We start from the raw sequence: 25,758 nt of genomic DNA on the forward strand, positions 1-25,758 counted from the left end.
ATCAACCGGTCACCAGGCAGGATGATCGGCCATGCGGACAGTGGTGTGGCGGCCGGTGCTGATCGTCGCGGCGATTGCCGCCGTGGTGCACCTGGCGGTGGCGCTGCGCTACGGCTGGCACCGGGACGAGTTCTACTTCGTGATCTCCGGCCAGCATCCGGACTTCGGCTACGTGGACCAGCCGCCGCTGACGCCGCTGCTGGCGGCGCTGGCGGGGAACCTGCTGGTGCTGCGGATCATGGCGATCGCGGCGCAGGTGGGCTGCATCGTGCTGACGGCGATGCTGGCGGCGGAGCTGGGCGGCGAGCGGAAGGCACAGACGCTGGCGGCGGCGGTGATCGCGGCGTGCCCGATCTTCGTGGGGGCGTCGCTGCTGTTCGGCACGACGGTGCTGGACCAGGTGGTGTGGATCGGCGTTTTCCTGACGACGGCCCGGGCACTGCGGATCGGCACGGTGAAACCGTGGCTGTGGCCGGGGGTGATCGCCGGCCTGGGCCTGGAGAACAAGGACACGGTGGCGGTGCTGCTGGCGGGCATAGGCGTCGGCCTGCTGCTGTACCGGCGAGACGTGCTGAAGACCCCTGGCCCGTGGCTGGCGGTGGGTGTGGCATTGCTGATCGCGCTGCCGAACATCGTGTGGCAGGCGGTGCACGGCTGGCCGCAGTTCGCAATGGCTTCGGTGCTGGCGGACCGCACCGGCGGCACGCTGGGCTCGCTGGGGCAGTTGCTGGTGCTGGCTTTCCTCCAGGCCGGGCCGCCGCTCGTGGCGGTGTGGGTGCTCGGGGCCCGTGAGCTGACCAAGCACCGCTGGCTGCTGGTGGTCGTGATCCTCGCACCGGTGGTGTTCACGCTGGCCGGCGGCAAGTCCTACTACCCGGCCCCGGTGCTGGCCGTGCTGTTCGCGGCCGGCGCGGTGCGGATCGGCAAGCTGTCCAAGGGATGGCTGACGGCCGTGGCCGTGACGGCCGTGGTGTCGCTGGCGGTGGCCCTGCCGGTGCTGCCGCCGACGATCCAGACCAACCTGCGGGCGGTCGACCCGGAGCCGATGGAGACCTACGGCTGGCCCGAATTCGTCAACCAGGTCAAGCAGGTCGCGCAGACCCTGCCGCCAGGAACGCCCATCTTCACCAGCAACTACGGCGAAGCCGGCGCGCTGACGGTCATCGGCGGCCTGCCCAATGTCTACAGTGGACAGAACTCCTACGGCGACTGGGGCCCGCCGCCCGGCAGTGCGCAGACCGTGCTGATGGTCGGCGGATTCACCGCCGACCAACTACGACAGGGCTGGCAGAAGGTCCAGACGATCGCCCCGATCACCCTGCCGGACGGCATCAAGAACGACGAGATCCTCTGGCACGCCACCATCTTCCGTTGCGACGAGCCCAAAGCCGGCTGGGCCCAGCTGTGGCCCAAGCTGCGGCACCTCAGCTAGGAGCCCAACGCCGCCCGGGTCACCGGCCGCGACGGCACCGGCCAGGACAGGATCATGGCGCTGGACGTCTCGCCGTAGCCCCACAGCCGTTCCAGCACGGCGGTCAGCTGCTGCACGTCCTTGGCGGCGATGTGCACGACGGAGCACACGTCGCCGGTGAGCCGGACGATGGACAGGATCTCGGCGAAGTCGGCGACCCGCTCGGGTTGCAGGGTGATGCACCGCGGCCCGTAGCAGCGCATGGACACCAGGGCCTGCACGCCGAGCCCGACGGCCGAGACGTCGACGGTGGCGCGGTAACCGGTGATCACGCCGGCTTCCTCGAGCCGCCGGACCCGTTGCGCGACGGTGGGGGAGGAGACGCCGAGACGGCGGGCCAGCTCGTTGAACGAGGTCCGCGCGTCGGCCTGGAGCTCGTTCAGCAGGCCCCAGTCGAGGTTGTCCAGCTCCATCTCACGAGTGTAAGCCGCAACCGCTCACGACTTTACGATCGGCAGTGAAACACACCGCAACCAGCGACAACGCCCATGGCGACCCTCACCCGATCGAGCGACGATGGAGCACGTGAAAACCGAGCCGAAGCTGGAGTTCGCCGAGCCGAGCCCGTACGACCGGTACGTGCACGCGTCCACGCTCACGTCCCTGCAGCAGCCGTGGTCGGACGACCCGGCGGAGATGGCGTTCCTGATCACCACCCAGGTGATGGAACTGTGGTTCACACTGCTCGTCCACGAATGGCGCACGGCCCGCGACGCCCTCAAGCAGGACCGCCTGGCCGACGCGCTGGCGGCGCTGCGCCGCAGCCTGCCGCAGCTCAAGGCGCTCAACGCCTCGTGGCAGCCGATCTCCTCGCTGACCCCGGGCCAGTTCAACTCGTACCGCTCGGCGCTGGGCGAGGGCTCGGGCTTCCAGTCGGCGATGTTCCGCCAGCTGGAGTTCGTGCTCGGCGACAAGAGCGCCAGCCTGCTCCAGCCGCACAAGGCGGTCCCGCAGGTGCACCGCGAGCTGGAGAAGGCGCTGCACGAGCCCAGCCTGTACGACGAGGTGCTGGCCTTCCTGCACCGCCGCGGCTTCGCCGTGCCGCAGGAGGTCCTCGACCGTGACGTCTCCCAGCGCTACCAGGACAATCCGGGTGTCGAGGCGGTGTGGGCGGAGATCTACCAGGATCCACGCCATGATGATCTGGTGACACTGGGAGAGGCACTGACCGACGTGGCCGAGCTCGTCGGCCGCTGGCGCACCGACCACCTGCTGGCCACCCGGCGCGCGATGGGGGCCAAGCCCGGCACCGGCGGCTCGGCCGGCGTGGCCTGGCTGGAGAAGCGGGCCAACAAGGTCGTCTTCCCCGAGCTGTGGACGGCGCGCAGCCATGTCTGAGCTCGCGGAGCGGGCGGCCAAGCTGGACGGATGCGACCCGCTGCAAGGCCGTCGGGACCTGTTCGACCTGGACGACGGCGTGATCTACCTGGACGGCAACTCGCTCGGCGCGCTGCCCCGGCACGTGCCGGCCCGGGTGGCCGACGTGTTGACCCGGCAGTGGGGGCGGATGCGCATCCGGTCCTGGACCGAGGAAGGCTGGTGGGAGGCCCCGGAGCGGATCGGCGAGCGCATCGCGCCGCTGATCGGCGCGGCCCCGGGCCACGTCGTCGTCGGCGACTCGACCAGTGTCAACGTGTTCCGGGCGGTCGTGTCCGCGCTGCGCATGACGCCCGGCCGCAGCGAGATTCTCTTTGACGCCACGACTTTCCCGACCGACGGCTACATCGCGGCGTCGGCCGCCCGCATGACCGGCGCGACGGTCCGTGCCGTGGATCCGGCCGAGGTCGCCAAGAGCTTGACTGACGACACGGCCGTGGTGCTGCTCAATCATGTGGACTACCGCTCGGGCCGCCTGCACGACATGGGCGCCCTGACCGAGGCCGTGCACAATGCCGGGGCTCGCGTGGTCTGGGACCTGTCGCACAGCGCCGGCGCGCTGCCGGTCGACATCACCGGCCACAACGTGGATTTCGCCGTCGGCTGCACGTACAAGTACCTCAACGGCGGCCCCGGCGCGCCGGCGTTCTTCGCCGTCCGGCCAGACCTGTTGCCGCAGCTGGACCAACCGCTGGGTGGCTGGTGCTCACACCGCGAGCCGTTCGCCATGGACACGGAATACGTTGCGGCGGAAGGCATCGCCAAGGCCCGTGCCGGCACGCCGGAGATCGTCTCGCTGCTGACCCTTGACGCCGCGCTGGACGTCTGGGACGGCGTGGACCTGCACCAGCTGCGCGAGAAAAGCCTGGCGCTGACCGGCTTCTTCGAGGAGTGTGTCAAGGAGCTGGCCCCGGCCGCGCGCAGCGTCACGCCGGAAATCCGTGGCAGCCAGGTCTCACTGTCCTGTGTGGACGCTGAACGGGTCATGGGCGAGCTGGTCAACCGGGGTGTGGTCGGCGATCACCGGCCGCCGGACCTGCTGCGCTTCGGCTTCACGCCGCTCTACACCCGGTTCGCCGACGCCTTGCGGGCGGCGGAGATTCTCGGTGAGATCCTGGCATGAGAACCGTCGCTTACGGCGAGCACGCCGACAACGTCGTCGACGCCTGGGACACCGATGCCGACACCGTCGCGGTGCTGGTGCACGGCGGCTACTGGCGGGTGCGCTACGACCGCTCCTACCTGACGCCGTTCGCGGAATACCTGGTGGCCCAAGGGCTTTCGGTGGCCTCGCTGGAGTACCGGCGGATCGGCAACGGCGGCGAGTGGCCGGTGCTGCACCAGGACGTGGTCGCCGGCGTCGACAAGGTGGTGGAACTGTTCCCCGGCAAGCGGATCGTGCTCGTCGGCCACTCGGCCGGCGGCCACCTCGCGCTGCTGGCGGCCGACCGGCCGGGCGTAGCCAAGGTCGTGTCCGTTGCCGGGCTGTGCGACCTCGCCCGGGCCCATGAGCTGGGCCTGAGCGACAACGCCGTCACGGAGCTGCTGGGCGGCGACATGGGTCGGCTGGCGGAGGCGGACCCGATGAACCGCATGCCGCCACCCGTGCCCGTGACGTTGCTGCACGGCGACGCCGACACTCACGTGCCGCTGGAGCTTTCCCAGCGGTACCAGGCGAAGAGCGGCGCCGAGCTGGTGGTGCTGCCCGGGATCGACCATTTCGAGCCGGTCGAGCCCGGGGCAGCGGCCACGGTCGAGGCGATTCAGCGACGGTAGGTGTACACCGCGATGTCGGTGTTGCACGGGCTCGGCGGCAGCACCTCGACCCGCAGCTCACCGGTGACGGCGTCGTAGTCGACGCCCTCGGCGGTGTACGCGCCGACGCAGGTGCTGGCCAGCGGCAGCTGCCCGAGCGAGGTCACGTGCGCCTTGACGTCCTTGCCGCGCAGCGGATGCTGGAGGTCGATCTGCAGCAGCGGCTTGCTGGTCGGGTACAGGTCGTTGTTGGAGTCGTCGGACGCGCAGATCAGTCGGGTCGAGCTGACGAAGTCGCAGCCCTGAAGGTTGCGGACCGGCTTGTCCAGCAGCACCTTCGCGGCCAGCGGCAGGGTGCCGCCGCCCGCCGGCAGCGAGTTGTTCAAGATCGGCGCCGGCCACACCAGCAGGCGGTCGACCTGGGCCAGCTCGCTGGACACCAGCCACTGCCCGTCCGGCGTGACCGCGGTGTAGGCGTTGCTGTTGGCCACGACCTCGTCCGGGCCCAGCGTGTGCGCGTACTCGTACTGCTGGCCGGTCGGGGTCGTCACCAGCATCATCTTCTGCGTGATGGTGGCGGTGGTCTGCTGGTACGGGTCGAAGACGTAGCCGTGTAGGGAGTCGGAGTCGCCGATGTGGCCCCAGCCCTCGGCCTTCAGGTTGGCCGGGATGGTGTTGCCGGCGGTGTAGTACAGCTTCGCCGGCTGGCCCGGCAGTCTGACCGTCGCCACGCCCTCGCCGCCGACGGCCGCCGGCACGGTGGTCTTGTCCACGACGTGCCACGACTCGTGGTGGGCATCGTTGGCCAGCGCCGCCGGGGCGGCGACGGTGGTCAGCATGGCCGCGAACAGCACGGCCGCAACGCCTCGGATCATCGAGCTGCCTCCTCAAGCAGGATTACCGAACAAGGAAAGCTAGAAGGCCGATCCGAGCCCGTCAATGGCCGATTTCCCGGTTCACATCGGTGAAATGGACGAGCCCGTCTTCTTGTTCCACGATGACGTCAGTGCCGACTGAAGTTCGTATATGTGAAATGAAATGGGCCGAATAGCGGCGTGAATTCCGGAAAGGTGAACGCCGGATGGCCGCCGACCGACGGTGACCCGGCGATGACGGCGCGCGAGGAGTTAATACCGTTCACTCACCCGTTCGGGTATAGCGTTGGGGCCAACGGAACCGCTCTCACGCACGGAGTCCTCGCGTTGACGATCATCGAGGAGACCGCCCTCCCCGATCTGGGGCACCTCCGCATCGGCCTGCTCGGCCCCGTCCGCGCGTGGCTGGACGACGCCGAGGTCGCGGTCGGGCCGCCGCGCCAGCAGGCCCTGCTCGCGGTGCTGGCCACCAACCCCAACCAGGTGATCTCCCGTTCCGAGCTGATCGACGCCATCTGGGGCACCGAGCCGCCGGCCAGCGCGGTCGGCAGCGTGCACACCTACGTCGCCGGCCTGCGGCGGGCCCTCGAGCCGGCCCGCAAGACGTTCCAGGTGCTGGTCAGCGCCGGTTCCGGCTACAGCCTGCGGGTCGGCCCCGAAGGTGTGGACGCCGAGCGCTTCACCCGCTACCGGCAGGACGCGCGGCAGTTGCTGGGCCGCGGCAACCCTGAGGCCGCGTTGGCCGGCTTCGACCGGGCCTTGGCGCTGTGGGCCGGCACGCCGCTGGGTGGCATCGGCGGGCCGTTCGCCGACATCGAGCGGCAGCGGCTGGCCGAGCTGCGGCTGGACGTCATCGAGGAGCGGGCCGACCTGCTGCTGGCCCTGCGCCGACCGGCCGAGGTCGTCGGCCAGCTCAAGGAGGTCCTGGAGGATCACCCGCTGCGCGAGTCGACCCGGGCGCTGCTGATCACCGCGCTGCACCAGCAGGGCCGGGCCGGCGAGGCCAAATCGGTCTACCAGGCCGGCGCCCGGCTGCTCGACGACCGGCTGGGCGTGCAGCCCGGGCCGGCGCTGCGCCGCGTGTACGAGACGCTGATCGACAGCGAGCAGCCGGCCGAGGAGATCCTGCCGCGGGTCGTGCCGTCCCAGCTGCCGCACGACACCCGGCGGTTCACCGGGCGCGGCGAGGAGCTGCGGCGACTGGACGGTCTGCTGCCCGCGGCCGGGGCCGTCGGCGGCGGCAGCACCGTCGTCATCACGACGATCGAGGGCACCGCCGGAATCGGCAAGACCTCACTGGCCGTGCACTGGTCGCATTTGGTCCGCGACATGTTTCCGGACGGTCAGGTTTATCTGAACCTGCGCGGATTCGATGTCGCCGACAAACCGGTCCAGCCGCACGACGCCCTTTACACATTGCTGTCGGCATTTCGGGTGCCGTCGGAGAAGATTCCGCAGGACACCGGTGGGCGCAGCGCCATGCTGCGCAGCGTCGTCGCCGGCCGGCGGATGCTGATGGTGTTGGACAACGCCATGTCCACCGACCAGGTCACGCCGCTGCTGCCGGCCAACCAGAGCTGCGTGGTCCTGGTGACCAGCCGCAACCGCTTGGACGGGCTGGTCGCGACCGGCGACGGCCGGCAGCTGACGCTGGGCCTGTTCGACAAGGCCGATTCGTCGGCGCTGCTGGCCAGCTACCTCAGTCCGGAGCGGGTGTCCGAGGAGCGCGATGCGTTCGCCGAGCTGCTCGGCCTGTGCGCCGGGCTGCCGCTGGCGCTGAGCATCGTCGGCGCGCGGGCCTGGTGCAGCCCGAACCTGCCGCTCGCCCAGTTCGTCGACGAACTGAGAGACGCTCACTTCCGGTTGGATGCTTTGGACACCGGCGATGACGCCGCATCCAGCGTGCGGGCCGTGTTCTCGTGGTCGTACGACGCGTTGAGCCCCGCGGCCGCGCGCATGTTCCGCCTGCTCGGCCTGCACGCCGGGCCCGACGTCAGCCGGCACGCCGCCGGCGCGCTGGCCGACGTGACCGAGGACGAGGCCCGAGCCCAGCTCGACGAGCTCGTGCGGGCGCACCTGTTGGAGCTGCGCGCCGACGGCCGTTTCCAGTTCCACGACCTGCTGCGCGTGTACGCGTTGGAGCGGGCCACCAGCGACGAGTCCGACGCCGAGCGCGACGCCGCCGCGCGACGCGGCGTCCGGTGGTACATGCACGCCGCCAACCAGGCCGACCGGGTCATGCTGACCTTCAAGCCCGTGCACAACATCATCGATCCGCCGCCGCACTGGAGCTTTCCCACGCAGGCCGATCCCGACGGGGCCAAGGCGTGGTTCATGGCCGAGGAGACCAACCTCGTCGAGGCCATCCGGCGGGCCGCCGAGCTCGGCGAGCATGCCGTGGCGTGGCGGTTGCCGCAGACCATGTCCAGCTTCTGGTACGTCTACAACAAGCGTTGGGAGCTGTGGAACGAGATGCTCCGCATCTCGTTGGAGCACGCCGTTCTCGACGCCGACACCAACGGCATCGCGTCCGCGCACTCGTCGCTCGGCATCGTCGCCAACGACCTCAAGCGTTACGACGAGGCCGTCCAGCACTACCTGCGGGCCATCGAGCTTTTCCCCCAGCTCGACGAGAAGTGGTTGGTGGGCATCACCTACAACTCCCTCGGCCACACCTACGTCGCCCTCGGCCGGTTCCCCGAGGCCATGGCCGCCCTGCGCACCGCCGCCGAGGCGTACGAGGCCACCGGCAACATCTGGGGCCGGGCGTGGGCACTACAGGGCACCGCTTCGGCCTACAACGCCATGGGCGATCACGCGAAAGCCTTGGAGTACGGCCGTTTGACCCTCGCCGCCTGGCACGACGTCGACTACAAGCACGGCATCGGCTCGGGTCTCAACCTCCTCGGCGAGATCCACCTCGCCGCCGGCGACTACACCTCCGCGATCGACTACTACGACCAGGCCGTGCAGGCCCGACAGGCCATCAACGACCGCTTCGGCATCGCCAACGCCTTGCGCGGCAAGGCTTTGTCCGAATGGCGTGCCGGTCTCGTCGACGACGCCCGCGAGTCCTACCGCCGCGCCCTGCCCATCCTGACGGCCTTGGAGTCCCCGGAGCTCTCCGAGGTCGAGGCCGAACTCGCCCAACTCGACGCCGACCACCCCTGACCCCGCGAGTCCCGCCCAGCGTCACACCGAATGTCGGAACCGTGCAGAACTGAGCTTCGGAGCTCAGTTCTGCACGAAACCGCATTTCAGTATGACGCTGGGCGGGACTCGCGGGGTTTACTCGGGGTCGTAGGCGAGGTTGGGGCGGAGCCAGCGTTCGACGACGGACAGCGGCAGGCCGCGGCGGGTGGCGTAGTCGGCGACCTGGTCGCGGCCGAGGCGGCCGACGGTGAAGTACTTGGACTCGGGGTGGGCGAAGATCAGGCCGCTGACGCTGGCCGCCGGGGTCATGGCGTAGGACTCGGTGAGGGCCATGCCGAAGGACTCGGCGTCGAGCATCTGGAACAGGTCGGCCTTCTCGCTGTGGTCGGGGCTGGCGGGGTAGCCCAACGCGGGGCGGATGCCGCGGAAGCGCTCGGCGTGCAGGTCGGCGAGCTCGGGCTGGGCGTCGGGCTCGAACCACTCGCGCCGGGCCACGAGGTGGATGTACTCGGCGAAAGCCTCGGCGAGGCGGTCGGCCAACGCCTTGACCATGATGGCCCGGTAGTCGTCGCCGGCGGCCTCGTACTTCCCGGCCAGCTCCTCGGCGCCGAGGATGGTGACGGCGAAGCCGCCGAGGTGGTCGCCGGACGGCGCGATGTAGTCGGAAAGGCAGCGGTTGGGGCGGCCGTCGGGCTTCTGGGTCTGCTGGCGCAGCATGGGGAAGTCGGGGGCGCCCTCGAGGATGATGTCGTCGCCCTCGGAGTGCGCGGGCCAGAAGCCGTACACGCCCTCGGCGCGCAGTGAGCCCTCGGCGATGATCTGGTCCAGCAAGGTGTTGGCGTCGTCGAACAGCTCCCGCGCCACCGGGTTCTCCAGGATGGCCGGGTACTTGCCCTTGACCTCCCAGGCCAGGAACAAGAACGTCCAGTCGACCATCTCACGCAACGTGGTCAGGTCGGGGCTGACCCGACGGGTGCCGGTGAACGGGGGCACCGGCAGGTCGTCGAAGGACACGACCTCGCGGTTGGCCCGAGCCTGCTCGACGGTGAGCAACGGCCGCTGCTGGCGGTTGGCGTGCTGCTCCCGCAACCGCTCCTGCTCGACGGAGTTGTTCTCGGCCAAGATCTCGGCCCGCTCGGGGTCCAACAGATCGGAGACGACGCCGACGACCCGGGACGCGTCCAGCACGTGCACGGTGGTCGATTCGTAGGCCGGCGCGATGCGCACGGCGGTGTGCTGACGGGACGTGGTCGCGCCGCCGATCAGCAGCGGCAGCTTCAACCCACGACGCTGCATCTCCGCGGCCACCGACACCATCTCGTCCAACGACGGCGTGATCAGGCCGGACAGCCCGATCGCGTCCGCGCCCTCGGCCACGGCGGTGTCCAGGATCTTGGCCGCCGGCACCATCACGCCGAGGTCGATCACGTCGTAGCTGTTGCAGCCCAACACGACACCGACGATGTTCTTGCCGATGTCGTGCACGTCGCCCTTCACGGTGGCCAGCACGACCTTGCCGTTGCCCCGCGCGGTCTCGACCACGCCGGACAGCCGCAGCTGCTCCTTCTCCTCCTCCATGTACGGCTCCAGGTAGGCCACCGCGCGCTTCATCACCCGCGCGCTCTTGACCACCTGCGGAAGGAACATCTTGCCGGAGCCGAACAGGTCGCCGACGATCTTCATGCCGTCCATCAGCGGACCCTCGATGACCTCGAGCGGCCGGGCGGCCTGCTGCCGGGCCTCCTCGGTGTCCTCCTCGATGTAGTCCACGATGCCGTGCACGAGCGCGTGCGAAAGCCGCTCCCGCACCGGGTTCTCGCGCCACGACAGGTCGACGACCCGCTTGGTTCCCTTGCCCCGCACGGTCTCGGCGAACTCGACCAGCCGGTCGGTGGCGTCCTCGCGCCGGTCGAAGATCACATCCTCGACCAGCTCCAGCAGGTCGGCCGGGATGTCCTGGTACACCGCGAGCTGGCCGGCGTTGACGATGCCCATGTCGAGGCCGGCGGCGACGGCGTAGTAGAGGAAGGCCGAGTGCATGGCCTCGCGCACCACGTCGTTGCCACGGAAGGAGAACGACAGGTTGGAGATGCCGCCGGAGGTTCGCGCGCCGGGACAGCGCTGCTTGATCAGCGGCAGCGCGTCGATGAACGCCTTGGCGTAGCCGTTGTGCTCGCTGATGCCGGTGGCCACGGCCAGCACGTTCGGGTCGAAGATGATGTCGGTGGCCGGGAAGCCGACCTGCTGCGTGAGCAGGTCGTAGGCCCGGGCGCAGATCTCCACCTTGCGCTCGGTGGTGTCGGCCTGGCCCTGCTCGTCGAAGGCCATCACGACCACGCCGGCGCCGTACTCGCGGATCTTGCGGGCCTGGGCCAGGAACGGCTCCTCGCCCTCCTTGAGCGAGATCGAGTTGACCACGCCCTTGCCCTGCACGCAGCGCAGGCCGGCCTCGAGCACGCTCCACCGGGAGCTGTCGATCATGATCGGGATCCGGGCCGCCTCGGGCTCGGTGGCGATCAGGTTCAGGAACGTGGTCATCGCCTGCTCGCTGTCCAGCAGGTCGGCGTCCATGTTGACGTCCAGCAGGTTGGCGCCGCCGCGCACCTGCTCCAGCGCCACGTCCACGGCGGCCTGGTGGTTGTCGGACTCGATGAGCCGGCGGAACTTGGCCGAGCCGGTGACGTTGGTCCGCTCGCCGATCATCACGAAGCCGGTGTCGTGGCCGATGGCGAACGGCTCCAGGCCGCTGAACCGGGTGGCCGGCTCGATCGCCGGCAGCGCGCGGGGCTTGAGGCCCTTGACCTTCTCGGCGATCTTGGCGATGTGCGCGGGCGTGGTGCCGCAGCAGCCGCCGGCGATGTTGAGCAGGCCGGACTCGGCGAACTCGCCGACCAGCGCGCTGGTCTGGTCCGGGGTCTCGTCGTAGCCGCCGAAGGCGTTGGGCAGGCCGGCGTTGGGGTGCGCGGCCACGTGGGTGTCGGCCAGCCGGGCCAGGTCGACGATGTGCGGGCGCATCTCGGTCGCGCCCAGCGAGCAGTTCACGCCGACGACCAGCGGCTTGGCGTGCTCGACGGACCGCCAGAACGCCTCCACCGTCTGCCCGGACAGGGTGCGGCCGGACAGGTCGACGATGGTCACCGAGATCCACAGCGGCAGGTCGGGGGCGACCTCCTTGGCCGCGGCGATGGCCGCCTTGCAGTTGAGCGTGTCGAAGATCGTCTCGATCAGCAGCAGGTCGACGCCGCCCTCGGCCAGCGCGGAGATCTGCTCGGCGTACGAGTCGCGGACCTGGTTGAAGGTGACCGCGCGGTAGGCCGGGTCCTCGACCCGCGGCGACAGCGACAGGGTGACGTTGAGCGGCCCGATCGAGCCGGCCACGAAGCGGCCGCCGAACTCGTCGGCCGCCTGCCGGGCCAGGCCGGCGGCCTCGATGTTCATGTCGCGGACCAGGTGTTGCAGGTCGTAGTCGGCCTGGCCGATGCTGGTCGCGGTGAAGGTGTTGGTGGTGGTGATGTCGGCGCCGGCGGCCAGGTACTGGCGGTGCACGTCCAGCACGACGTCCGGGCGGGTCAGGTTGAGCAGGTCCGGGTCGCCGGTGACGTCCTTGCTGTGGTCCTCGAACCGCCCGGCCTTGTAGTCCTCCGGCTTGAGACCCGCGTTCTGGAACATGGTGCCCCAGGCGCCGTCCAGCACGGCGATCCGCTGGTCCAGCAGTGACTTCAGCGCTTCTGCGCCCACACCGACCTCCCATGTCGTGGGAGGCGCCCTTGCATCACGGTTCACCGGCCGAGCGTGGCGGGCCCGAGCCCGTTGCAGCGCCTCTCGACCTGAGCCAAAGATTACCGGAGCGCGCTCGAGGCTCACCAGAAACCCGCTGATGTCCGGCTCGCTCCCGCTCCTACCAGGTGGAACAACGCTTCCCGGTGCGGGAAAAGTCCCGGCTCCCAGCATGTGGAACACGATCGGGCCTGGTCGGCGGTGAGTATGCCTCGGTCGAAAAGTCCGCGACGGTCGGCACTTTCACCCGGTCGTGCCCGGGGTCCACATGCCGACGGCGTCCAGATGTCGCAACAGGCGGCGTTCGCCGTCCTTGACGTGTCGGTAGACGGCCTCGCGAGCTGCGTTGGCGTCTCGGGCCCGCAACGCGGCGACGATGGCGGCGTGGTCGGCCACGACCTGCACCCGCCACTCGGGGTCGGCGGTGTAGACCCGGGCCGGTGTGTAGCGGCTGGCCATGTCCAGGAACCGGGCCAGTTTCCGGGAGCCGGCGGCCTTGTTGATCAGGCGGTGGAACTCGTACTCCAGGGTGGACAGCTCCTGGTGGCCCTCGGCCGCGGCGAGCTCGTCGGCGACCTGGGCCACGTGCGCCAGCTGCTGCTCGCTGATCAGCGTGGTGGCCCGGCCGATCAGCTGGGCGGCCAGCTCGGCCTGGAGCCCGAACATGTCCTTGACGTCCCGGCGGGACAGCGGGCTGACCACGAAGCCGCGGCGGGGCTCCAGTTCGACCATGTCCTCGCCGCGCAGCGCCAGCAGTGCCTCGCGGACCGGCGTGACGCTGACGCCCAGCTCGGCGGCGACCGCGTCGAGGCGGACGAACTGCCCGGGCTGGAGCGCGCCGGACATGATCGCCTCGCGGAGGTGCGCGGCGACCTCGTCGGACAGCTGCGGACGGGACGACAGAGGCCTGGCCATAAGATATATTATATGCGCGGTCCCATCGAGGAGGCCTGATATGCGGCTCAGCGTGCCGTTGCAGTACGCCGGCGACCCGATCCGGCTCATGGAGCAGGTGGTCGCGCTGGAACGGGCCGGCCTCGACGCCGTATGGGTGGCCGAGGCCTACGGCTTCGACGCGCCGACGCTGATGGGCTACCTCGCCGCGCGTACCGAGCGGCTGCTGATCGGCTCGGCGATCCTGCCGATCTACTCCCGTACCCCGGCACTGATCGCGCAGACCGCCGCCGGTCTCGACGCCGTCTCCGGCGGGCGGGCCCTGCTCGGGCTGGGCGCGTCCGGGCCGCAGGTGATCGAGGGCTGGCACGGCGTCCGCTACGACAAGCCGCTCGGCCGTACCCGCGAGGTCGTCGACCTGTGCCGGCGCATCTGGCGTCGTGAGGTGATCAGCAACGACGGCATCTACCCGCTGCCGCTGCCCGGCGGCACCGGCCTCGGCAAGCCGTTGAAGCTGCTGACCCGGCCGGTGCGGGACTCCATCCCGATCTACGTGGCCTCGTTGGGGGACAAGAACGTCGAGCTCACCGCCGAGATCGCCGACGGCTGGCTGCCGACGTTGTTCCTACCGGAGAAGGCATCCGCGGTGTGGGGCAAGGCTTTGGCCGCCGGCCGGGCTCGTCGCACGGTGGAGGCACCCCTGGACGTGGTGGCCGGCGGGCTGCTGGCCATCGGCGACGACGTCGCCGGGCTGCGGGACATCGCCCGCGCGTCGATCGCCCTGTACGTCGGCGGTATGGGCGCGCGGGACCGCAACTTCTACAACGACCTCATGCGCCGGTACGGCTACGAGGACGAGGCCCGGACCATCCAGGACCTGTACCTGGCCGGCCGCAAGGACGAGGCCGCCGCCGCGGTGCCGGCCGAGTTCCTGGAGCTGAGCTCGCTGGTCGGGCCGGCCGGACACGTCAAGGAGCGCGTCGAGGCCTATCGCGAGGCCGGCGTGACCATGCTCAACGTGACCCCGGTCGGGCCCGATCCGGTGGCCGACGTTCGTACCGTGCGCGAGTGGTTGGGGTGAGTCGTGGGCCGCTGGGACAACCTCAGGCACATCTTGTCGCTGGATCCCGAGCGTGACCACCAGGAGATCTACCGCTTGTCCTCGGGTTTCGAGTTTCCGTGGGACTACCAGCGGTCGATGGAGTTCGCCTTGTTCCGCACGTACTGCGTGCCGTCGATCTCCACGCTGCTCGCCGCTACCCGCGAGTTCGAGCTGCGGCCGCAACGTCGTTATGACGACACCGCGCTGCTCATCGCCGAGATGATGGAGCACGGCTACGACTCGCCTCGCGGCAAGGCCGCCCTGCGGTCGATCAACCGCGCGCACAACCGGTTCCGCATCAGCAACGACGACATGCTGTATGTGTTGTCCACCTTCGTTTTCGAGCCCGTCCGCTGGCTCGACCGCTTCGGTTGGCGGCGTTTGTCCTCCCACGAGCGCCTCGCCGCCTTCCACTTCTACCGCGCCGTCGGCGCCCGCATGGGCATCCGCTCCATCCCCTCCGGCTATGCCGAGTTCGAACAGTTCAATGTGGACTTCGAACGTCGTCACTTCACGTACACCGCAACGAATGCCGCCATCGGCCGGTACACCCTCGAGCTCTTCTGCTCCTGGTATCCGCCCGCTTCACGGCCGTTGATCCGCCCCGCCCTCCGGTCCTTGATGGACCGCCCCCTCCTGGACGCTTTCGGCTTCCCTCCCGCGCCCCCTTGGCTCACCGCCCTGTCCGAGGCCGGCGTCCGTTTCCGCTCCGCCGTCGTCCGGGAGTTGCCGCCCCGCCGGCATTCCAAGCTGGCCAACGACCCCAAGAACCGGACCTATCCGGGATATCCCACCGGCTACGACCCGTCCGAGATGGGTGCGGGGGAGCCGCCGGCGGACATCGACCCGTCGCTGCTACGGCGGTAGGGTTGGCGGCATGACGATCAACCGAAAGGGCCATGCCGCGTAGGCGCCCGAGTGAGCTGCGGTTCCGCCGCAGCGACGTCAAGAAGAAGCCGCCCGGCCTGCCGCGTGGTTCCGCTCGCCTGCTGACGGCCGTCGCGGCGTTGGAGCGCAACGGCTTCGATTCAGTCGGCGGCGCGCTGCGCAACTGGCGACTCAACGTGCAGGGACGGTGGGAACTCACTGGCTGCGACCACTGCGACTGGCTCGTGATCACGGCCCGGGAGACCCTCGACTCCGCCATGCGGGCGCTGCCGCCACCGTTGGCGCGTGAACTGGGGGCGATGGTCGCCCCGCTGGATGAGCTCTACGAAGCGCGAACCGTGCCCGATCCAGCCGCCCCTTCGAACGCCCCGGCTTGGTCCCGGCGCACGAGGTCGTAGGGTCGTGCCTATGACGATCAACCGAAAGGGCCATGCCGCGTAGGCGGCCCCGTGAGCTGCGGGACGGTCGAGTCCGCCGCAGCGAGACCCGTCACGTGCGCGGACTGCCGCGGGCTTCGGCTCGGCTGGTCGGTGCGGTCAGCCGCTGGGAGAAGTTCCCGGGTGAAGTGGCTTTGGCGTTGAAGTTCTGGGGCGACGCCGTTCGGCGGCCGCATCACGTGCGCTACCGGACCGGCGGATGGGACTTCCCGTACGAGCTCCGCGACCGGCTGGAGGATGCGCTGCGGGCGCTGCCCCGGCAGGCGGCCCGTGAACTGCGCGAACTGATACGACCGCTGGACGAGATCTACCTGGCCAACACGGCGAACGATCCCTTCGCGGCCAGGGACGAACCGTGGTGGCACCGGAGGTTGTGAGGGCACGGTGCTGGTGCACCGAATTGGGGGTGCAGGGGGCGAAGCCCGCCCTGCCTGGGGGTGTGGGGCGCGAGCCCCACAAAACACGACAAGAGCCCCATGTCTGCGCTTTCCGCAGACATGGGGCTCCCAGGATCGCGTCTCTCACACGCGGTCGGGGGACCGCTCGATGACGTGGTCGATGAAGCCGTAGGCCAGCGCGTCCTTGGCGGTGAACCAGCGGTCGCGGTCACCGTCGCGGATGATGTTCTCGACCGGCTGGCCGGTCTGGCGCGCGGTGATCTCGGCCAGCTCCTTCTTCCACAGCGCGTAGACCTCGGCGCGGATCTTGATGTCCGAGGCGGTGCCGCCGACGCCGCCGGAGGGCTGGTGCATCATGATCCGGGCGTACGGCAGCGCGTAGCGCTTGCCGGGGGCACCGGAGGACAGCAGGAACTGCCCCATCGACGCGGCCAGGCCCATCGCGTAGGTCTGCACGTCGGGCTGCACGAACTGCATGGTGTCGTAGATCGCGAAGCCCGCGGTGACCGAGCCGCCGGGGGAGTTGATGTAGAGCCGGATGTCCTCTTCCGGGTTCTCCGCGGTCAGCAGCAGCAGCTGGGCGACGATCCGGTTGGCCACGTCGTCGTCGACCTCGGAACCGAGCACGATGATCCGGTCGCGGAGCAGGCGCTCGTAGACCGAGTCGGTGAGGTTCATCCCGGACGAGGCTCGCGCCACGAGGTCCATGTTGGCGTGGTGTTCCACTTCTGTCCGCCTCTTCTTGAAAGCCAGGACTTCTGATTCCTGGCCGCTACTCTAGCCGAGCGGATCGCGGCGGAGTTGGGCGGCACGGCCGTGTTCGCCCACAGCAGTACGTCGGCCCTTGTCGACCGCTCTGAGCTGCGACAACGTGACCGCGCACCGCCTTGACGGCGTGTCGTGGCAATTTCCGTTCGCCATCGGCGGAATTGTATTTGGCGGGGAATATCACTGCCCGGTGTAGAACCCGATGGCCAGGTCGCCGCCGGCCTTGGCCTTGGCCGGGTCGGTGCCGGACGCGATGTCGGCCTCGATCCACGACCGGCCGCTGGCGGTGTAGAACTCCCTGGCCTCGTCGGAGACCATCCACGCGGCGGCCTCCTCGGGGGCCATGCCGGCGCCGGTGGACAGGTACATGGCCAGGCCGAGCACGGCGCCGTCCCAACCGATGCCGACGGCGCCGGGGCCGTAGCTGTCCCACTCCTCGACGATGACGGCGATGTGGTTGAGCTCGAACCGGGTGCCGCCGTCGACCTCGCTCAGCCGCAGCTCGATCCAGCTGACCTGGTCGCCCATCTCCCACGTGGCGTCCAGCGCCCGCGGCGCGTCGCACGCGGTGACGGTGCCGCCGGCGTTGCCCTCGAACTGGTAGTGGCCGCCGAGCTTGAGCTCGCCGCTGACCGGGAGGAACCAGCGCTGGATGCGCTCGGCCGTGGTGACGGCGTCCCACAGGTCGTCGATGTCGGTGCCGTACGTCTGGCTGATGGTGACGATGCGGGCCTCGCCCGCGTCCAGCGTCCGGTTGCCGACCTGACGGGTGACGGCATTGATCTGGTGCTTCACGTCGAACATGGCCGACAAATTATCAGCAGAGGCTTATATAAGCAATGACTGGGTTTAGGGTAATCGTTGCCGTACGGGTGAAGTTGATCGCCGGTCCCGGCCGCAGCATATCGGGCGGCCGTGGCGCGCTTCTGGTAGTGCGGCAAGGGATCCCGGAAATGCGGTGGGAGCGAAAGACGATCTTCGAGGAACCGTCGCGATGGGCGTTTTGTCGGTAGCTGGACCGAGTGATGACGGTCCGTGACCGGGGTCGGGCACCGGTGGTGGCGCCCGCTGAGCTCTGCTTACGTCCGGCCCATGGCACCAGGACGAAGTTTGAGGATGGCCGCGCTGGCGGCGGCGGTGTGCGGGCTGATGCTGCTCGCCGTCGCGCCGGCATCGGCCGATCCGAGCACGAGCGACTGGCTGAAGCTGCGCCGCTGCGAGTCCGGCAACCGCTACGACCTGAACAGCGGCAACGGCGAGTACGGCGCCTACCAGTTCACCCTGCGCACCTGGCAGGGCCTCGGCGGCGCCGGCTACCCGCACCGCGCGGCCCCGGCCGTGCAGGACGCGAAGGCGCTGGCCCTGTGGCGGCAGCGCGGCTGGCAGCCGTGGGCCAACTGCGCCCGAAGGTGTGGCTTGCACTGACGCCAACGTTTGTCGGGTCGTCGGCGGGCTACCCCACCGGCGACCCGACAAGGAGGCCGACGATGCTGAAAACGCTGGCCAGGCCGATGCTGGCGGCGACGTTCGTGACCAACGCGTGGGCCACGCTGAAGGACCCCGCGCCGATCGCCAAGCACGCGGAGCCGATGATCGAGCGCTACCGCAAGGTGCTGCCGGACTGGTTTCCGACCGACGCCATGACGCTGACCAAGGTCGACGCGTGCGTGAAGCTCGGCTGCGGCGCGCTGCTCACGGTCGGGCGGCTGCCGCGGCTGGCCTCGCTCGTGCTGGCCGCCGACCTGGTGCCGACCACGCTGGTCGGCCACCGGATCTGGGAGTCCGGCGACCCCGAGGAACGGATCCACTTCCTGAAGAACCTGGCCATCTTCGGCGGGCTGCTGGCCTCGATATGACGGCCGTCGTCCCGCCGCGCGGCGGCCTGGCCGCACTGCGCCGGGCCGCCGCCGACTGCCGCGGGTGTGACCGAGCTTGCGAGGGCACCATTCAGCACAGGGACCTGGGTCGCAGACCCGCCGAGCGTCAGCGAGGTGGGCCTGCGACCTCTACAAGGACGCCACCCAGACGGTGTTCGGTGACGGGCCGGGCACGGCGCGGGTGATGATGATCGGCGAGCAGCCGGGCGACCGTGAGGACGTGGCCGGCGAGCCGTTCGTCGGCCCGGCCGGCAGGCTGCTGGACCGGGCGCTGGCCGAGGTGGGCATCGACCGGGCCGAGGTCTACCTGACCAACGCCGTGAAGCACTTCAAGTTCACGCTGCCGGAGCGCGGCAAACGCCGTATCCACAAGAAGCCCAGCCAGGGCGAGATCACGGCCTGCAAGCCGTGGCTGCTGGCCGAACTGGACCGCGTCAAGCCGAAGCTGGTCGTGTTCCTCGGCGTCACGGCGGCATCGGCCCTGCTGGGCAAGGATTTCCGGCTCACCGAGCAACGCGGGCGGATCGTCGAGCTGGCGCAGGGGATACCGGCGGTGGCGACCGTGCACCCGTCGGCGGTGCTGCGTGCGCCCGACCGTGAGGCGGCGTACCAGGGGCTGGTCGCCGACCTCACGGTCGTCGCTCGTCACCAGGAATAGTGCTCCGGCGCGGTCTTGTAGCCCGGGAAGATCTCGTCGATCGTCGCCAGGTCGTCCTCGGACAGCGTGATGTCCACGGACTTCAGGCCGCCGGCCAGCTGCTCCGGGGTGCGCGGGCCGATGATCGGCGCGGTCACCGCCGGCTGGTGCAGCAGCCACGCCAGGGCCAGGTCGCCGGGCTGGTGCCCGAGCTTCTCGGCGAAGTCCTCCCACTGGCCGAGCTGTTCACGCTTGCGTTCCAAGGTCTTGGCCAGGAAGTCGCTGAACCGGCGCTTGCCCTCGCGCTGCCCACGCACCGAACCGCCCAGCAGACCGGAGGCCAAGGGGCTCCACGGGATCACGCCGATGCCGTGGGCCTGCGCCGACGGCAGCACCTCCAACTCGACCTCGCGGGTCAGCAGGTTGTAGTGCGACTGCTCGCTGACCAGGCCGAGGAAGTTGCGCTTGGCCGCCTCGGCCTGCGCGACGGCCAGGTGCCAGCCGGCGAAGTTGGACGAGCCGAAGTAGAGCACCTTGCCTTGCGTGACCAGGGTTTCGCAGGCCTGCCACAGCTCTTCCACGGCGTGGCCCGGTCGATGTGGTGGAACTGGTACAGGTCGACGTAGTCGGTCTGAAGCCGGCGCAACGAGGCGTCGATGGCGCGGCGGATGTTCAGCGCGGACAGCTTGCCCTCGTTGGGCCAGTCGCCGGTGGCGCCGTAGAGCTTGGTGGCGATGACGGTCCGCTCGCGGCGGTTGCCGCCGGAGGCGAACCAGCGGCCGATGATCTCCTCGGTCGCCCCCTTGCCGGCCTCCCCGCCGTACACGTTGGCCGAGTCGAAGAAGTTGATGCCGTTGTCCAGCGCCTCGTCCATGATGCCGTGGCTGGTGGCCTCGTCGGTCTGGCCGCCGAAGTTCATGGTGCCCAGGCACAGTCGCGAGACGGACAGCCCGGTCCTGCCGAGGTGTGTGTACTCCATGGCGTCCATCTAAGTACGTGACGGGGCCGCCCGCAGGCGACCCCGTCGACGTTCTCACACTCCGGTCGTCGACCGGATCCAGCTGCGGCTGGCCGCGATGCTGGCGTAGTTCTGGATGCCGTGCGGGTCGGACCCGCTGTTGCCGGCGGTCGAGGCGACGCCGACCTGGAGGCCGTTGGAGACCTCGGGGCCGCCGGAGTCGCCGTGCCAGGCCGCGCCGTTGATGCCGCGGCTGGCGATGGCCCGCCCGCCGTAGGCGTCGGTGCTGCGCCCGGTCACCTGGACGTTGGCCGTCTTCAGCACCGGCGACGGCGGACTCTGGTTCAGCGTCCGGCCCCAGCCGTAGATCTGGTTGGTGGCGCCGGTGGCCGGATCGGCGCTGCCCAGCCGCATGTACGTCGTCTGCACCGGGGAAGCCAGGTGCAGCAACGCGATGTCGCCGTTGGGCGAGGTGACCTGCCGGTCCACGGCCACGTTCGTGCCCTGGTCGAAGCGCACGTCACCGATCTTCACGTGCATGCCCGAGGCACTCTGGCAGTGATGGGCGGTGATCACCCACTGCGCCGCGATGATCGTGCCGGAGCACTCGAATCCGTCGAATTCGCTGCCGCCGCTGTTCCAGTAGACCTGTGCGCCCCACGGGGCCGAACTCACCTGCGTGCCGCCGATGATGTTCGGGCTCACCGAGGCCGAGGCCATCGCCGGCGCGGCCAGCATGGCCGCGCCGACGAGCGCGGCCGCCACTACGGACCCGCGCATCACACCCCCGCGGTGCTGCGAATGAACGAACGGCTCGAGGCGACGCTGGCGTAGTTCTGCGTGCCCTGGGGGTTGGAGCCGCTGTTGCTGCCGGTCGAGCACACGCCGACCTGGAGGCCGTTGAAGACCTCGGGGCCGCCGGAGTCGCCGTGCCACGCCGCGCCGTTGATGCCGACGCTGGCGATCGCGCTGCCGCCGAAGGCGTCCGAGCTGTGGCCGGTCACGCGCACGTTGGCCGTCTTGAGCACCGGGGACGGCGGGTTGCTGCCCTGGGTGCGGCCCCAGCCGTAGATCTGGTTGGTGCTGCCGGTGGCCGGGTCGGAGCTGGCCAGCCGGCTGTAGGTGGTGTTGATCGACGTGGTCAGGTGCACCAGCAGGATGTCGCCGTTGGGCGACGGAACCTGGCGGTCGACGGTTGCCCGCGTGCCCTGGCCCAGGTTCAGGCTGCCGACCAGCACGTACATGCCGGGGTTGTTCTGGCAGTGCCGCGCGGTCAGCACCCACTGCGGGGCGATGATCGTGCCGGAGCACTCGAAGCCGTTGCCGGAGCCGGCGTTGGTCCAGTAGATCTGGGCGCCGTAGGGGATGTTGCTGGCGGCGCCACCACCGATGATGTTCGGGTTGACGCCGGCCGAGGCCGGCGCGGCGGCAAGGCCCGCGGCCAGGGCGGCGCCGGCGATCGTGGCGGCGACGAGGGATTTACGCATGGGAAAGACACCTTTCGGCGACTGGCAGGGACAGTCGTGCGTAACCGAAAGCTAGCCCCGTGTGAGCGGCGGCGGCACCCGACGATCGTCGGTACCTTTTCCGCCGTTTTACCCCAGTTTGCGGAAGTCCCAGGAGACTATGGTGTGCGGGCACAGGCGCAGCCACGCGTGCCGGCCGTCGTGGTACATCTGGTCGAGGCCGAAGTACTTGGCGGCGAACAACTTCTCCGGTTCGACCAGCTCAGGCACGTGCTCGCCGGTGCGCGGCGCCTCGCCGACGAACTCGACCTCGCCGCGCAGCTCCACCCCGCGCAGCTCACCGTAGTCGTGGCCGGCGTCGACCAGCACCGACACCTTGGGGTCCTTCTTGAGCTGGGCCCAGCGCTTGGCCCGGGTGATCGACGTCAGCCACAGCGTCTTGTCGTGCCACAGGAACCACAGTGCGGTCAGGTGCGGGCCGTCGGCGCCGGCGGTGGCCACCCGGCAGGTGCGTTCTTCGCCGAGGAAGTCGTCGAGTTCCGTGTCGCTCATGGCGATGCGTCGGCCACGCCGCTGTTCTGCCATCGTGTTCCTCCGGCCAGTCCGTCGATCACCGTGGTCGCCTGCGCGACGATGCCGGTGATCAGTTCCTCGCAGCTTGGCAGATCCTTGAGCACGCCGACCACCTGGCCGGCGGCCAGCACACCGGCGTCGGTGTTGCCCTGCACCAGACCGGAGCGCAGCAGCATCGGCGTGTTCGCCGCCATGATCACCTGAGACCAGCTCAGTTCCCGGCCGTGTTTCATGCGCAGGCCGTCGCTGATCAGGCCACGCCAGCTCATCCCGGTCAGCGCCTTGAACTTGCGGGCGTTGGCCAGCGCCTTGACCAGCGACCGGAGCCGTCCCGACTGCTCCAACCGGTTCACGAGTTCGGTGCGCAGCACTCGGTGTGGCATGCCGTCAACCTTGGTTGTAACAACCGTTCCGTCCAGACCTCTTACGAGGTAGAGCTGTTTGACCTCGTCCGGCACCGGGCTGTCGCTGGTCAGCAGAAACCGGGTGCCCATGGCGATGCCGGCCGCGCCGTAGGCCAGGGCGGCGGCGAGGCCGCGACCGTCGTAGAAGCCGCCGGCCGCGACGACGGGGATGTCCACGGCGTCGACCACGCTGGGCAGCAGCAACGTCGTCGCCACCGCGCCGGTGTGGCCGCCGCCCTCGCCGCCCTGCACGACGACGGCGTCGACGCCCCACGCGGCGACCTTCTCGGCGTGCCGGACCGCGCCGATCGACGGCATCACCACGATGCCGTGGTCCTTGAGCCTGCTGATCAGGTCCTTTTTCGGCGCCAGCGCGAAGGATGCCACCTTGACGCCGTGTTTGATCAGCAGCTCGACCCGGTCGACGGCGTCGCCCGCGTCGGCGCGGAGATTGACGCCGAACGGATTCTCCGTTCGCTGCTTGGTTTCCGTGATCGCTCGGTCGAGTTCTTCGAGCGTCATCGTGGCCGAGGCGATGATGCCGAGGCCGCCGGCGTTGGCCGTGGCCGAGACGAGTTTCGGCCCGGCGACCCAGCCCATGCCGGTCTGCACCACCGGATGCCGTACGCCGGTGAGGCGGGTGAGGTCAGTGTCGAGCATGGTCGGGATCCAGCTTGTCGATCAGCTCCAGCTCCTGCGGCGTGGGCTCGCGGGTCGTGCCGGCCTCGCCCACGTCCAGCGGAAAGCCGGTGTTGTCCAGGACTTCCTCGACGGTGACGCCGGGATGGGTTGACACCAGCCGCATCGAGCCGTCCGGGGTGGCGAAGTCCAGTACGCACAGGTCGGTCACGACCCGGTGCACGTTGTGGAAGCCGCGATCATGGCCGACGCCGCTGACCACGTCCACCCGCGGCACGAACACCCGCTTGCTGTGCTTGGGCACCCAGTAGCTGGTGCGGTGGTTGACCGTGTTGCCGGGCGCGCCGCGGAAGCCCAGCAGCTGCCGGGTCGGCTTGTCGTGGTCGCCGATGCACGAGATGTTCTGATTGCCGAAGCGGTCCAGCTGGTTGGCCCCCATCACCACGTGCCGGCGGCCGTGGGCGACCACGTCGAACACCTTGCGGTACGGCAGCCAGCCCTCGATCCCGTGCTCGCCCAACAGGTACGCCTCGCCGTCGGACATCAGCAGATCGGGCTCGCTGGTCAGCCGGGCCAGTTTCGCGCCCAGCTGCGGGATCAACCCCATGGGACTGGCCAGGATCTCGCCGGCGCCGAGGAACAGGTCGGCACAGGCGGCGACGCACACGTCTATGCGGCTCATGACATCCCCTGCACGGCGAGTTGGTAGCCAGTCTCGCCCCTCGACAGGAACTGGTCCACGAAGGATGGCCAGAGTTCCTGGTCGGCGGCGGATTTCGCGTAGTGGCGCTGGAACTTCTCGTCCCGGCCGTAGTCGGGCACGCAGGAGGTGAAGTGCGCGCCGTTGGGGGTCTCGACCACGCCGTCGACCATCATCCGGTTGGTCAGCAGCGACTGCGGCGGCCCGTCCAGCTCGGCGGTGTCCACGATCCGTTCGCACGACAGGAAACGGCGCTTGGCCGCCAGACAGAACAGGTCGTCGAAGTACGGGTCCGGGCCGAGGTACTGGCCGTTGCCGTGCCGGTCGGCCCGGTTGAGGTGGATCAGCGCCACGTCCAGCTGAAGTGCCGGCATGGCGACCAGTTCCTCGTCGTCATAAGGAGATCGCACGGTCTTCAGGTCGGGGTTGACCCGCATGACGTCCGAGCCGAGGCCGGCCCGGATGGGCAGGAACGGCAGCCGGTGGGACGCCGCCAACAGTCCACTGTAGAGCATGCCCTCGTCGTACTCGCGGACCTCGATACCGCCCTGCTGGCGGACTCGCTGGAACCACGGGTCGTAGGCGATGCTGTCCAGGGAGACGAAACCGAACACCAGCCGGCGGACTTTGCCGGCGGCGCACAGCAAACCGACGTCCGGGCCGCCGTAGGAGACGACGGTCAGGTCCCGCACGGGCGAGTCGAGAATGGCCCGCACCAGGGCCATCGGTTTGCGCCGCGAGCCCCAGCCGCCGATGCCGACGGTCATCCCGTCGGACAGCTCGGCCGCCACCTCGGCGGCGCTCATCCGCTTGTCCCGCACTGTCATCCCTCCAGGAAGGCCCGCCGTGCCTCGTCGGACACGCCGGACAGGTTCAGCTCGAAGGTGAAGCCCTGCTCGTAGCGGTAGCTGCGGTGCACGTGCTGGGTGTCGATGCCGTTGAGCGCCTCCTTGGCGCAGCGGATCACCCGGGTGTCCTTGGCCGCGATCTCCTCGGCCAGCGCCATCGCCGCCGCGTCCAGCTTGTCCGGCTGCACCACCTCGTACACCGAGCCGTGGTGGTGCAGCTCCTCGGCCGAGATCCGCCGGGCCGTGTAGTACAGGGCGCGCATCAGATGCGGTGGCACCAGCCGGGCCAGGTGGGTGGCCGCGCCGAGCGCCCCTCTGTCCACTTCGGGCAGTCCGAAGCTGGCATCCGTTGCCGCCACGACGATGTCGGCGTTGCCGACCAGACCGACGCCGCCGCCGAGGCAGAAACCGTTGACCGCGGCGATGACCGGCACCTCGCAGTCGTAGACCGCGGCGAACGCGGCCGCACAGCCGCGATTGGCGCCGATCAGCGCGTCGAAGCCCTCGGTGCGCTGGATCTCCTTGATGTCCACGCCCGCGCAGTAGCCCCGGCCCTCGGCCCGCAGCACCACGACGTGCGTGTCCGGCCGCCGCCCGGCGGCGGTCAGCTCGTCGGCCAGGTCGAACCAGCCGCGGACCGGGACGGCGTTCACCGGCGGATAGTCGATCGTGATCACCGTGACGCCGGATCCGGTGTGGCTGCTGGAGATGCCCATCGGCACTCCTTCCCAACCTAGCGGTTGCTTGGTACGTTAACAGGC

Annotated in this window: 25 protein-coding genes and 1 pseudogene; 12 read left to right on the forward strand and 14 right to left on the reverse strand. The window is 69.6% G+C overall.

Features of this window, described 5'->3' with window-relative positions; all coding sequences use genetic code 11:
- Nucleotides 1-31: 31 nt before the first annotated feature.
- Nucleotides 32-1,432: an ArnT family glycosyltransferase gene (locus M3Q35_RS04180; RefSeq protein WP_273940266.1), complete on the forward strand. Its 1,401-nt coding sequence runs from the start codon at nucleotides 32-34 to the stop codon at nucleotides 1,430-1,432.
- Here the strand turns inward: M3Q35_RS04180 and M3Q35_RS04185 are convergent.
- Nucleotides 1,429-1,884 carry an Lrp/AsnC family transcriptional regulator gene (locus M3Q35_RS04185; RefSeq protein ID WP_273940267.1) on the reverse strand — a complete coding sequence of 152 codons (456 nt, stop codon included), beginning with the start codon at nucleotides 1,882-1,884 and terminating at the stop codon, nucleotides 1,429-1,431. The genes M3Q35_RS04180 and M3Q35_RS04185 overlap by 4 nt on opposite strands.
- A gap of 103 nt (nucleotides 1,885-1,987) precedes the next feature.
- Between M3Q35_RS04185 and M3Q35_RS04190 the strand changes: the two genes are divergently transcribed.
- From M3Q35_RS04190 to M3Q35_RS04200, 3 genes are read left to right on the forward strand one after another with little or no spacing between them, the layout of a single operon-like run.
- Nucleotides 1,988-2,809, forward strand: a complete 822-nt coding sequence (locus M3Q35_RS04190) for a tryptophan 2,3-dioxygenase (RefSeq protein ID WP_379794745.1) — start codon at nucleotides 1,988-1,990, stop codon at nucleotides 2,807-2,809.
- Nucleotides 2,802-3,971 (forward strand): kynureninase, encoded by a 1,170-nt coding sequence (kynU, locus tag M3Q35_RS04195; protein ID WP_273940269.1) that lies wholly within the window; start codon nucleotides 2,802-2,804, stop codon nucleotides 3,969-3,971. The genes M3Q35_RS04190 and kynU overlap by 8 nt, the downstream gene beginning before the upstream one ends.
- Nucleotides 3,968-4,624, forward strand: coding sequence for an alpha/beta hydrolase family protein (locus M3Q35_RS04200; RefSeq protein WP_273940270.1), 657 nt, complete (start codon nucleotides 3,968-3,970; stop codon nucleotides 4,622-4,624). The genes kynU and M3Q35_RS04200 overlap by 4 nt, the downstream gene beginning before the upstream one ends.
- On the opposite strand, the gene M3Q35_RS04205 is transcribed toward M3Q35_RS04200, so the two are convergent.
- Complete coding sequence (locus M3Q35_RS04205; RefSeq protein WP_273940271.1) at nucleotides 4,612-5,478, reverse strand: hypothetical protein; 867 nt, start codon at nucleotides 5,476-5,478, stop codon at nucleotides 4,612-4,614. The genes M3Q35_RS04200 and M3Q35_RS04205 overlap by 13 nt on opposite strands.
- 327 nt (nucleotides 5,479-5,805) lie before the next feature.
- Here M3Q35_RS04205 and M3Q35_RS04210 point away from each other — a divergent pair, with 327 nt between their 5' ends.
- Complete coding sequence (locus M3Q35_RS04210) at nucleotides 5,806-8,649, forward strand: AfsR/SARP family transcriptional regulator (RefSeq protein ID WP_273940272.1); 2,844 nt, start codon at nucleotides 5,806-5,808, stop codon at nucleotides 8,647-8,649.
- A 117-nt stretch (nucleotides 8,650-8,766) separates the two neighbouring features.
- Here the strand turns inward: M3Q35_RS04210 and metH are convergent, their stop codons facing one another.
- Together metH and M3Q35_RS04220 are read right to left on the reverse strand one after the other, a co-directional pair.
- Entirely contained in the window at nucleotides 8,767-12,369 is a 3,603-nt protein-coding gene (gene metH / locus M3Q35_RS04215; protein WP_273940273.1) for a methionine synthase, read from the reverse strand.
- Nucleotides 12,370-12,651: 282 nt separating this feature from the next.
- Complete coding sequence (locus tag M3Q35_RS04220) at nucleotides 12,652-13,323, reverse strand: GntR family transcriptional regulator (RefSeq protein WP_273940274.1); 672 nt, start codon at nucleotides 13,321-13,323, stop codon at nucleotides 12,652-12,654.
- Nucleotides 13,324-13,363: 40 nt separating this feature from the next.
- On the opposite strand from M3Q35_RS04220, the gene M3Q35_RS04225 reads away from it, so the two are divergent.
- The 4 genes from M3Q35_RS04225 to M3Q35_RS04240 are packed head-to-tail and all read left to right on the forward strand — an operon-like array spanning nucleotide 13,364 to nucleotide 16,106.
- Nucleotides 13,364-14,383 carry an LLM class F420-dependent oxidoreductase gene (locus tag M3Q35_RS04225; protein WP_273940275.1) on the forward strand — a complete coding sequence of 340 codons (1,020 nt, stop codon included), beginning with the start codon at nucleotides 13,364-13,366 and terminating at the stop codon, nucleotides 14,381-14,383.
- A gap of 3 nt (nucleotides 14,384-14,386) precedes the next feature.
- Nucleotides 14,387-15,271: an oxygenase MpaB family protein gene (locus M3Q35_RS04230; RefSeq protein WP_273940276.1), complete on the forward strand. Its 885-nt coding sequence runs from the start codon at nucleotides 14,387-14,389 to the stop codon at nucleotides 15,269-15,271.
- Nucleotides 15,272-15,303: 32 nt separating this feature from the next.
- On the forward strand, nucleotides 15,304-15,690 hold the full coding sequence (locus tag M3Q35_RS04235; protein WP_273940277.1) for a hypothetical protein: 387 nt from the start codon (nucleotides 15,304-15,306) through the stop codon (nucleotides 15,688-15,690).
- Between the two features lie 32 nt (nucleotides 15,691-15,722).
- Entirely contained in the window at nucleotides 15,723-16,106 is a 384-nt protein-coding gene (locus M3Q35_RS04240) for a hypothetical protein (RefSeq protein WP_273940278.1), read from the forward strand.
- 144 nt (nucleotides 16,107-16,250) lie between these two features.
- On the opposite strand, the gene M3Q35_RS04245 is transcribed toward M3Q35_RS04240, so the two are convergent.
- Together M3Q35_RS04245 and M3Q35_RS04250 are read right to left on the reverse strand one after the other, a co-directional pair.
- Nucleotides 16,251-16,805: an ATP-dependent Clp protease proteolytic subunit gene (locus M3Q35_RS04245; protein ID WP_379794759.1), complete on the reverse strand. Its 555-nt coding sequence runs from the start codon at nucleotides 16,803-16,805 to the stop codon at nucleotides 16,251-16,253.
- 270 nt (nucleotides 16,806-17,075) lie between these two features.
- The gene (locus tag M3Q35_RS04250) at nucleotides 17,076-17,699 is read right to left on the reverse strand and encodes an SRPBCC family protein (protein ID WP_273940280.1); all 624 of its coding nucleotides are present in this window, start codon (nucleotides 17,697-17,699) and stop codon (nucleotides 17,076-17,078) included.
- Nucleotides 17,700-18,011: 312 nt separating this feature from the next.
- Between M3Q35_RS04250 and M3Q35_RS04255 the strand changes: the two genes are divergently transcribed.
- From M3Q35_RS04255 to M3Q35_RS04265, 3 genes are all read left to right on the forward strand, one after another.
- Nucleotides 18,012-18,320: a transglycosylase family protein gene (locus tag M3Q35_RS04255; protein WP_337960560.1), complete on the forward strand. Its 309-nt coding sequence runs from the start codon at nucleotides 18,012-18,014 to the stop codon at nucleotides 18,318-18,320.
- Between the two features lie 62 nt (nucleotides 18,321-18,382).
- Nucleotides 18,383-18,751 carry a DoxX family protein gene (locus M3Q35_RS04260; RefSeq protein WP_273940281.1) on the forward strand — a complete coding sequence of 123 codons (369 nt, stop codon included), beginning with the start codon at nucleotides 18,383-18,385 and terminating at the stop codon, nucleotides 18,749-18,751.
- A 76-nt stretch (nucleotides 18,752-18,827) separates the two neighbouring features.
- Complete coding sequence (locus M3Q35_RS04265; RefSeq protein WP_273940282.1) at nucleotides 18,828-19,430, forward strand: UdgX family uracil-DNA binding protein; 603 nt, start codon at nucleotides 18,828-18,830, stop codon at nucleotides 19,428-19,430.
- Here M3Q35_RS04265 and M3Q35_RS48750 read toward each other — a convergent pair.
- The 8 genes and pseudogenes from M3Q35_RS48750 to M3Q35_RS04310 form a co-directional block, all read right to left on the reverse strand.
- Nucleotides 19,418-20,397 (reverse strand): annotated as a pseudogene (locus M3Q35_RS48750) (aldo/keto reductase). The gene M3Q35_RS04265 and the pseudogene M3Q35_RS48750 overlap by 13 nt on opposite strands.
- A 45-nt stretch (nucleotides 20,398-20,442) precedes the next feature.
- Nucleotides 20,443-21,147: a S1 family peptidase gene (locus M3Q35_RS04280; RefSeq protein WP_273940284.1), complete on the reverse strand. Its 705-nt coding sequence runs from the start codon at nucleotides 21,145-21,147 to the stop codon at nucleotides 20,443-20,445.
- Nucleotides 21,147-21,854 (reverse strand): S1 family peptidase, encoded by a 708-nt coding sequence (locus tag M3Q35_RS04285; protein ID WP_273940285.1) that lies wholly within the window; start codon nucleotides 21,852-21,854, stop codon nucleotides 21,147-21,149. The genes M3Q35_RS04280 and M3Q35_RS04285 overlap by 1 nt, the downstream gene beginning before the upstream one ends.
- Nucleotides 21,855-21,962: 108 nt before the next feature.
- Nucleotides 21,963-22,385 carry a pyridoxamine 5'-phosphate oxidase family protein gene (locus M3Q35_RS04290; RefSeq protein ID WP_273940286.1) on the reverse strand — a complete coding sequence of 141 codons (423 nt, stop codon included), beginning with the start codon at nucleotides 22,383-22,385 and terminating at the stop codon, nucleotides 21,963-21,965.
- Entirely contained in the window at nucleotides 22,382-23,470 is a 1,089-nt protein-coding gene (locus M3Q35_RS04295) for an NAD(P)H-dependent flavin oxidoreductase (RefSeq protein WP_273940287.1), read from the reverse strand. The genes M3Q35_RS04290 and M3Q35_RS04295 overlap by 4 nt, the downstream gene beginning before the upstream one ends.
- A complete protein-coding gene (locus M3Q35_RS04300) occupies nucleotides 23,457-24,131 on the reverse strand; it encodes a CoA-transferase subunit beta (RefSeq protein WP_273940288.1) in 675 nt (224 codons plus the stop codon). Before M3Q35_RS04300 ends, M3Q35_RS04295 begins: the two co-directional genes overlap by 14 nt.
- The gene (locus tag M3Q35_RS04305; RefSeq protein ID WP_273944245.1) at nucleotides 24,128-24,970 is read right to left on the reverse strand and encodes a CoA transferase subunit A; all 843 of its coding nucleotides are present in this window, start codon (nucleotides 24,968-24,970) and stop codon (nucleotides 24,128-24,130) included. The genes M3Q35_RS04300 and M3Q35_RS04305 overlap by 4 nt, the downstream gene beginning before the upstream one ends.
- A 2-nt stretch (nucleotides 24,971-24,972) precedes the next feature.
- Nucleotides 24,973-25,713: an enoyl-CoA hydratase family protein gene (locus tag M3Q35_RS04310; RefSeq protein ID WP_273940289.1), complete on the reverse strand. Its 741-nt coding sequence runs from the start codon at nucleotides 25,711-25,713 to the stop codon at nucleotides 24,973-24,975.
- Between the last annotated feature and the right edge of the window lie 45 nt (nucleotides 25,714-25,758).

Origin of the sequence: Kutzneria chonburiensis, from assembly GCF_028622115.1 — a bacterium.
Taxonomy (GTDB): domain Bacteria; phylum Actinomycetota; class Actinomycetes; order Mycobacteriales; family Pseudonocardiaceae; genus Kutzneria; species Kutzneria chonburiensis.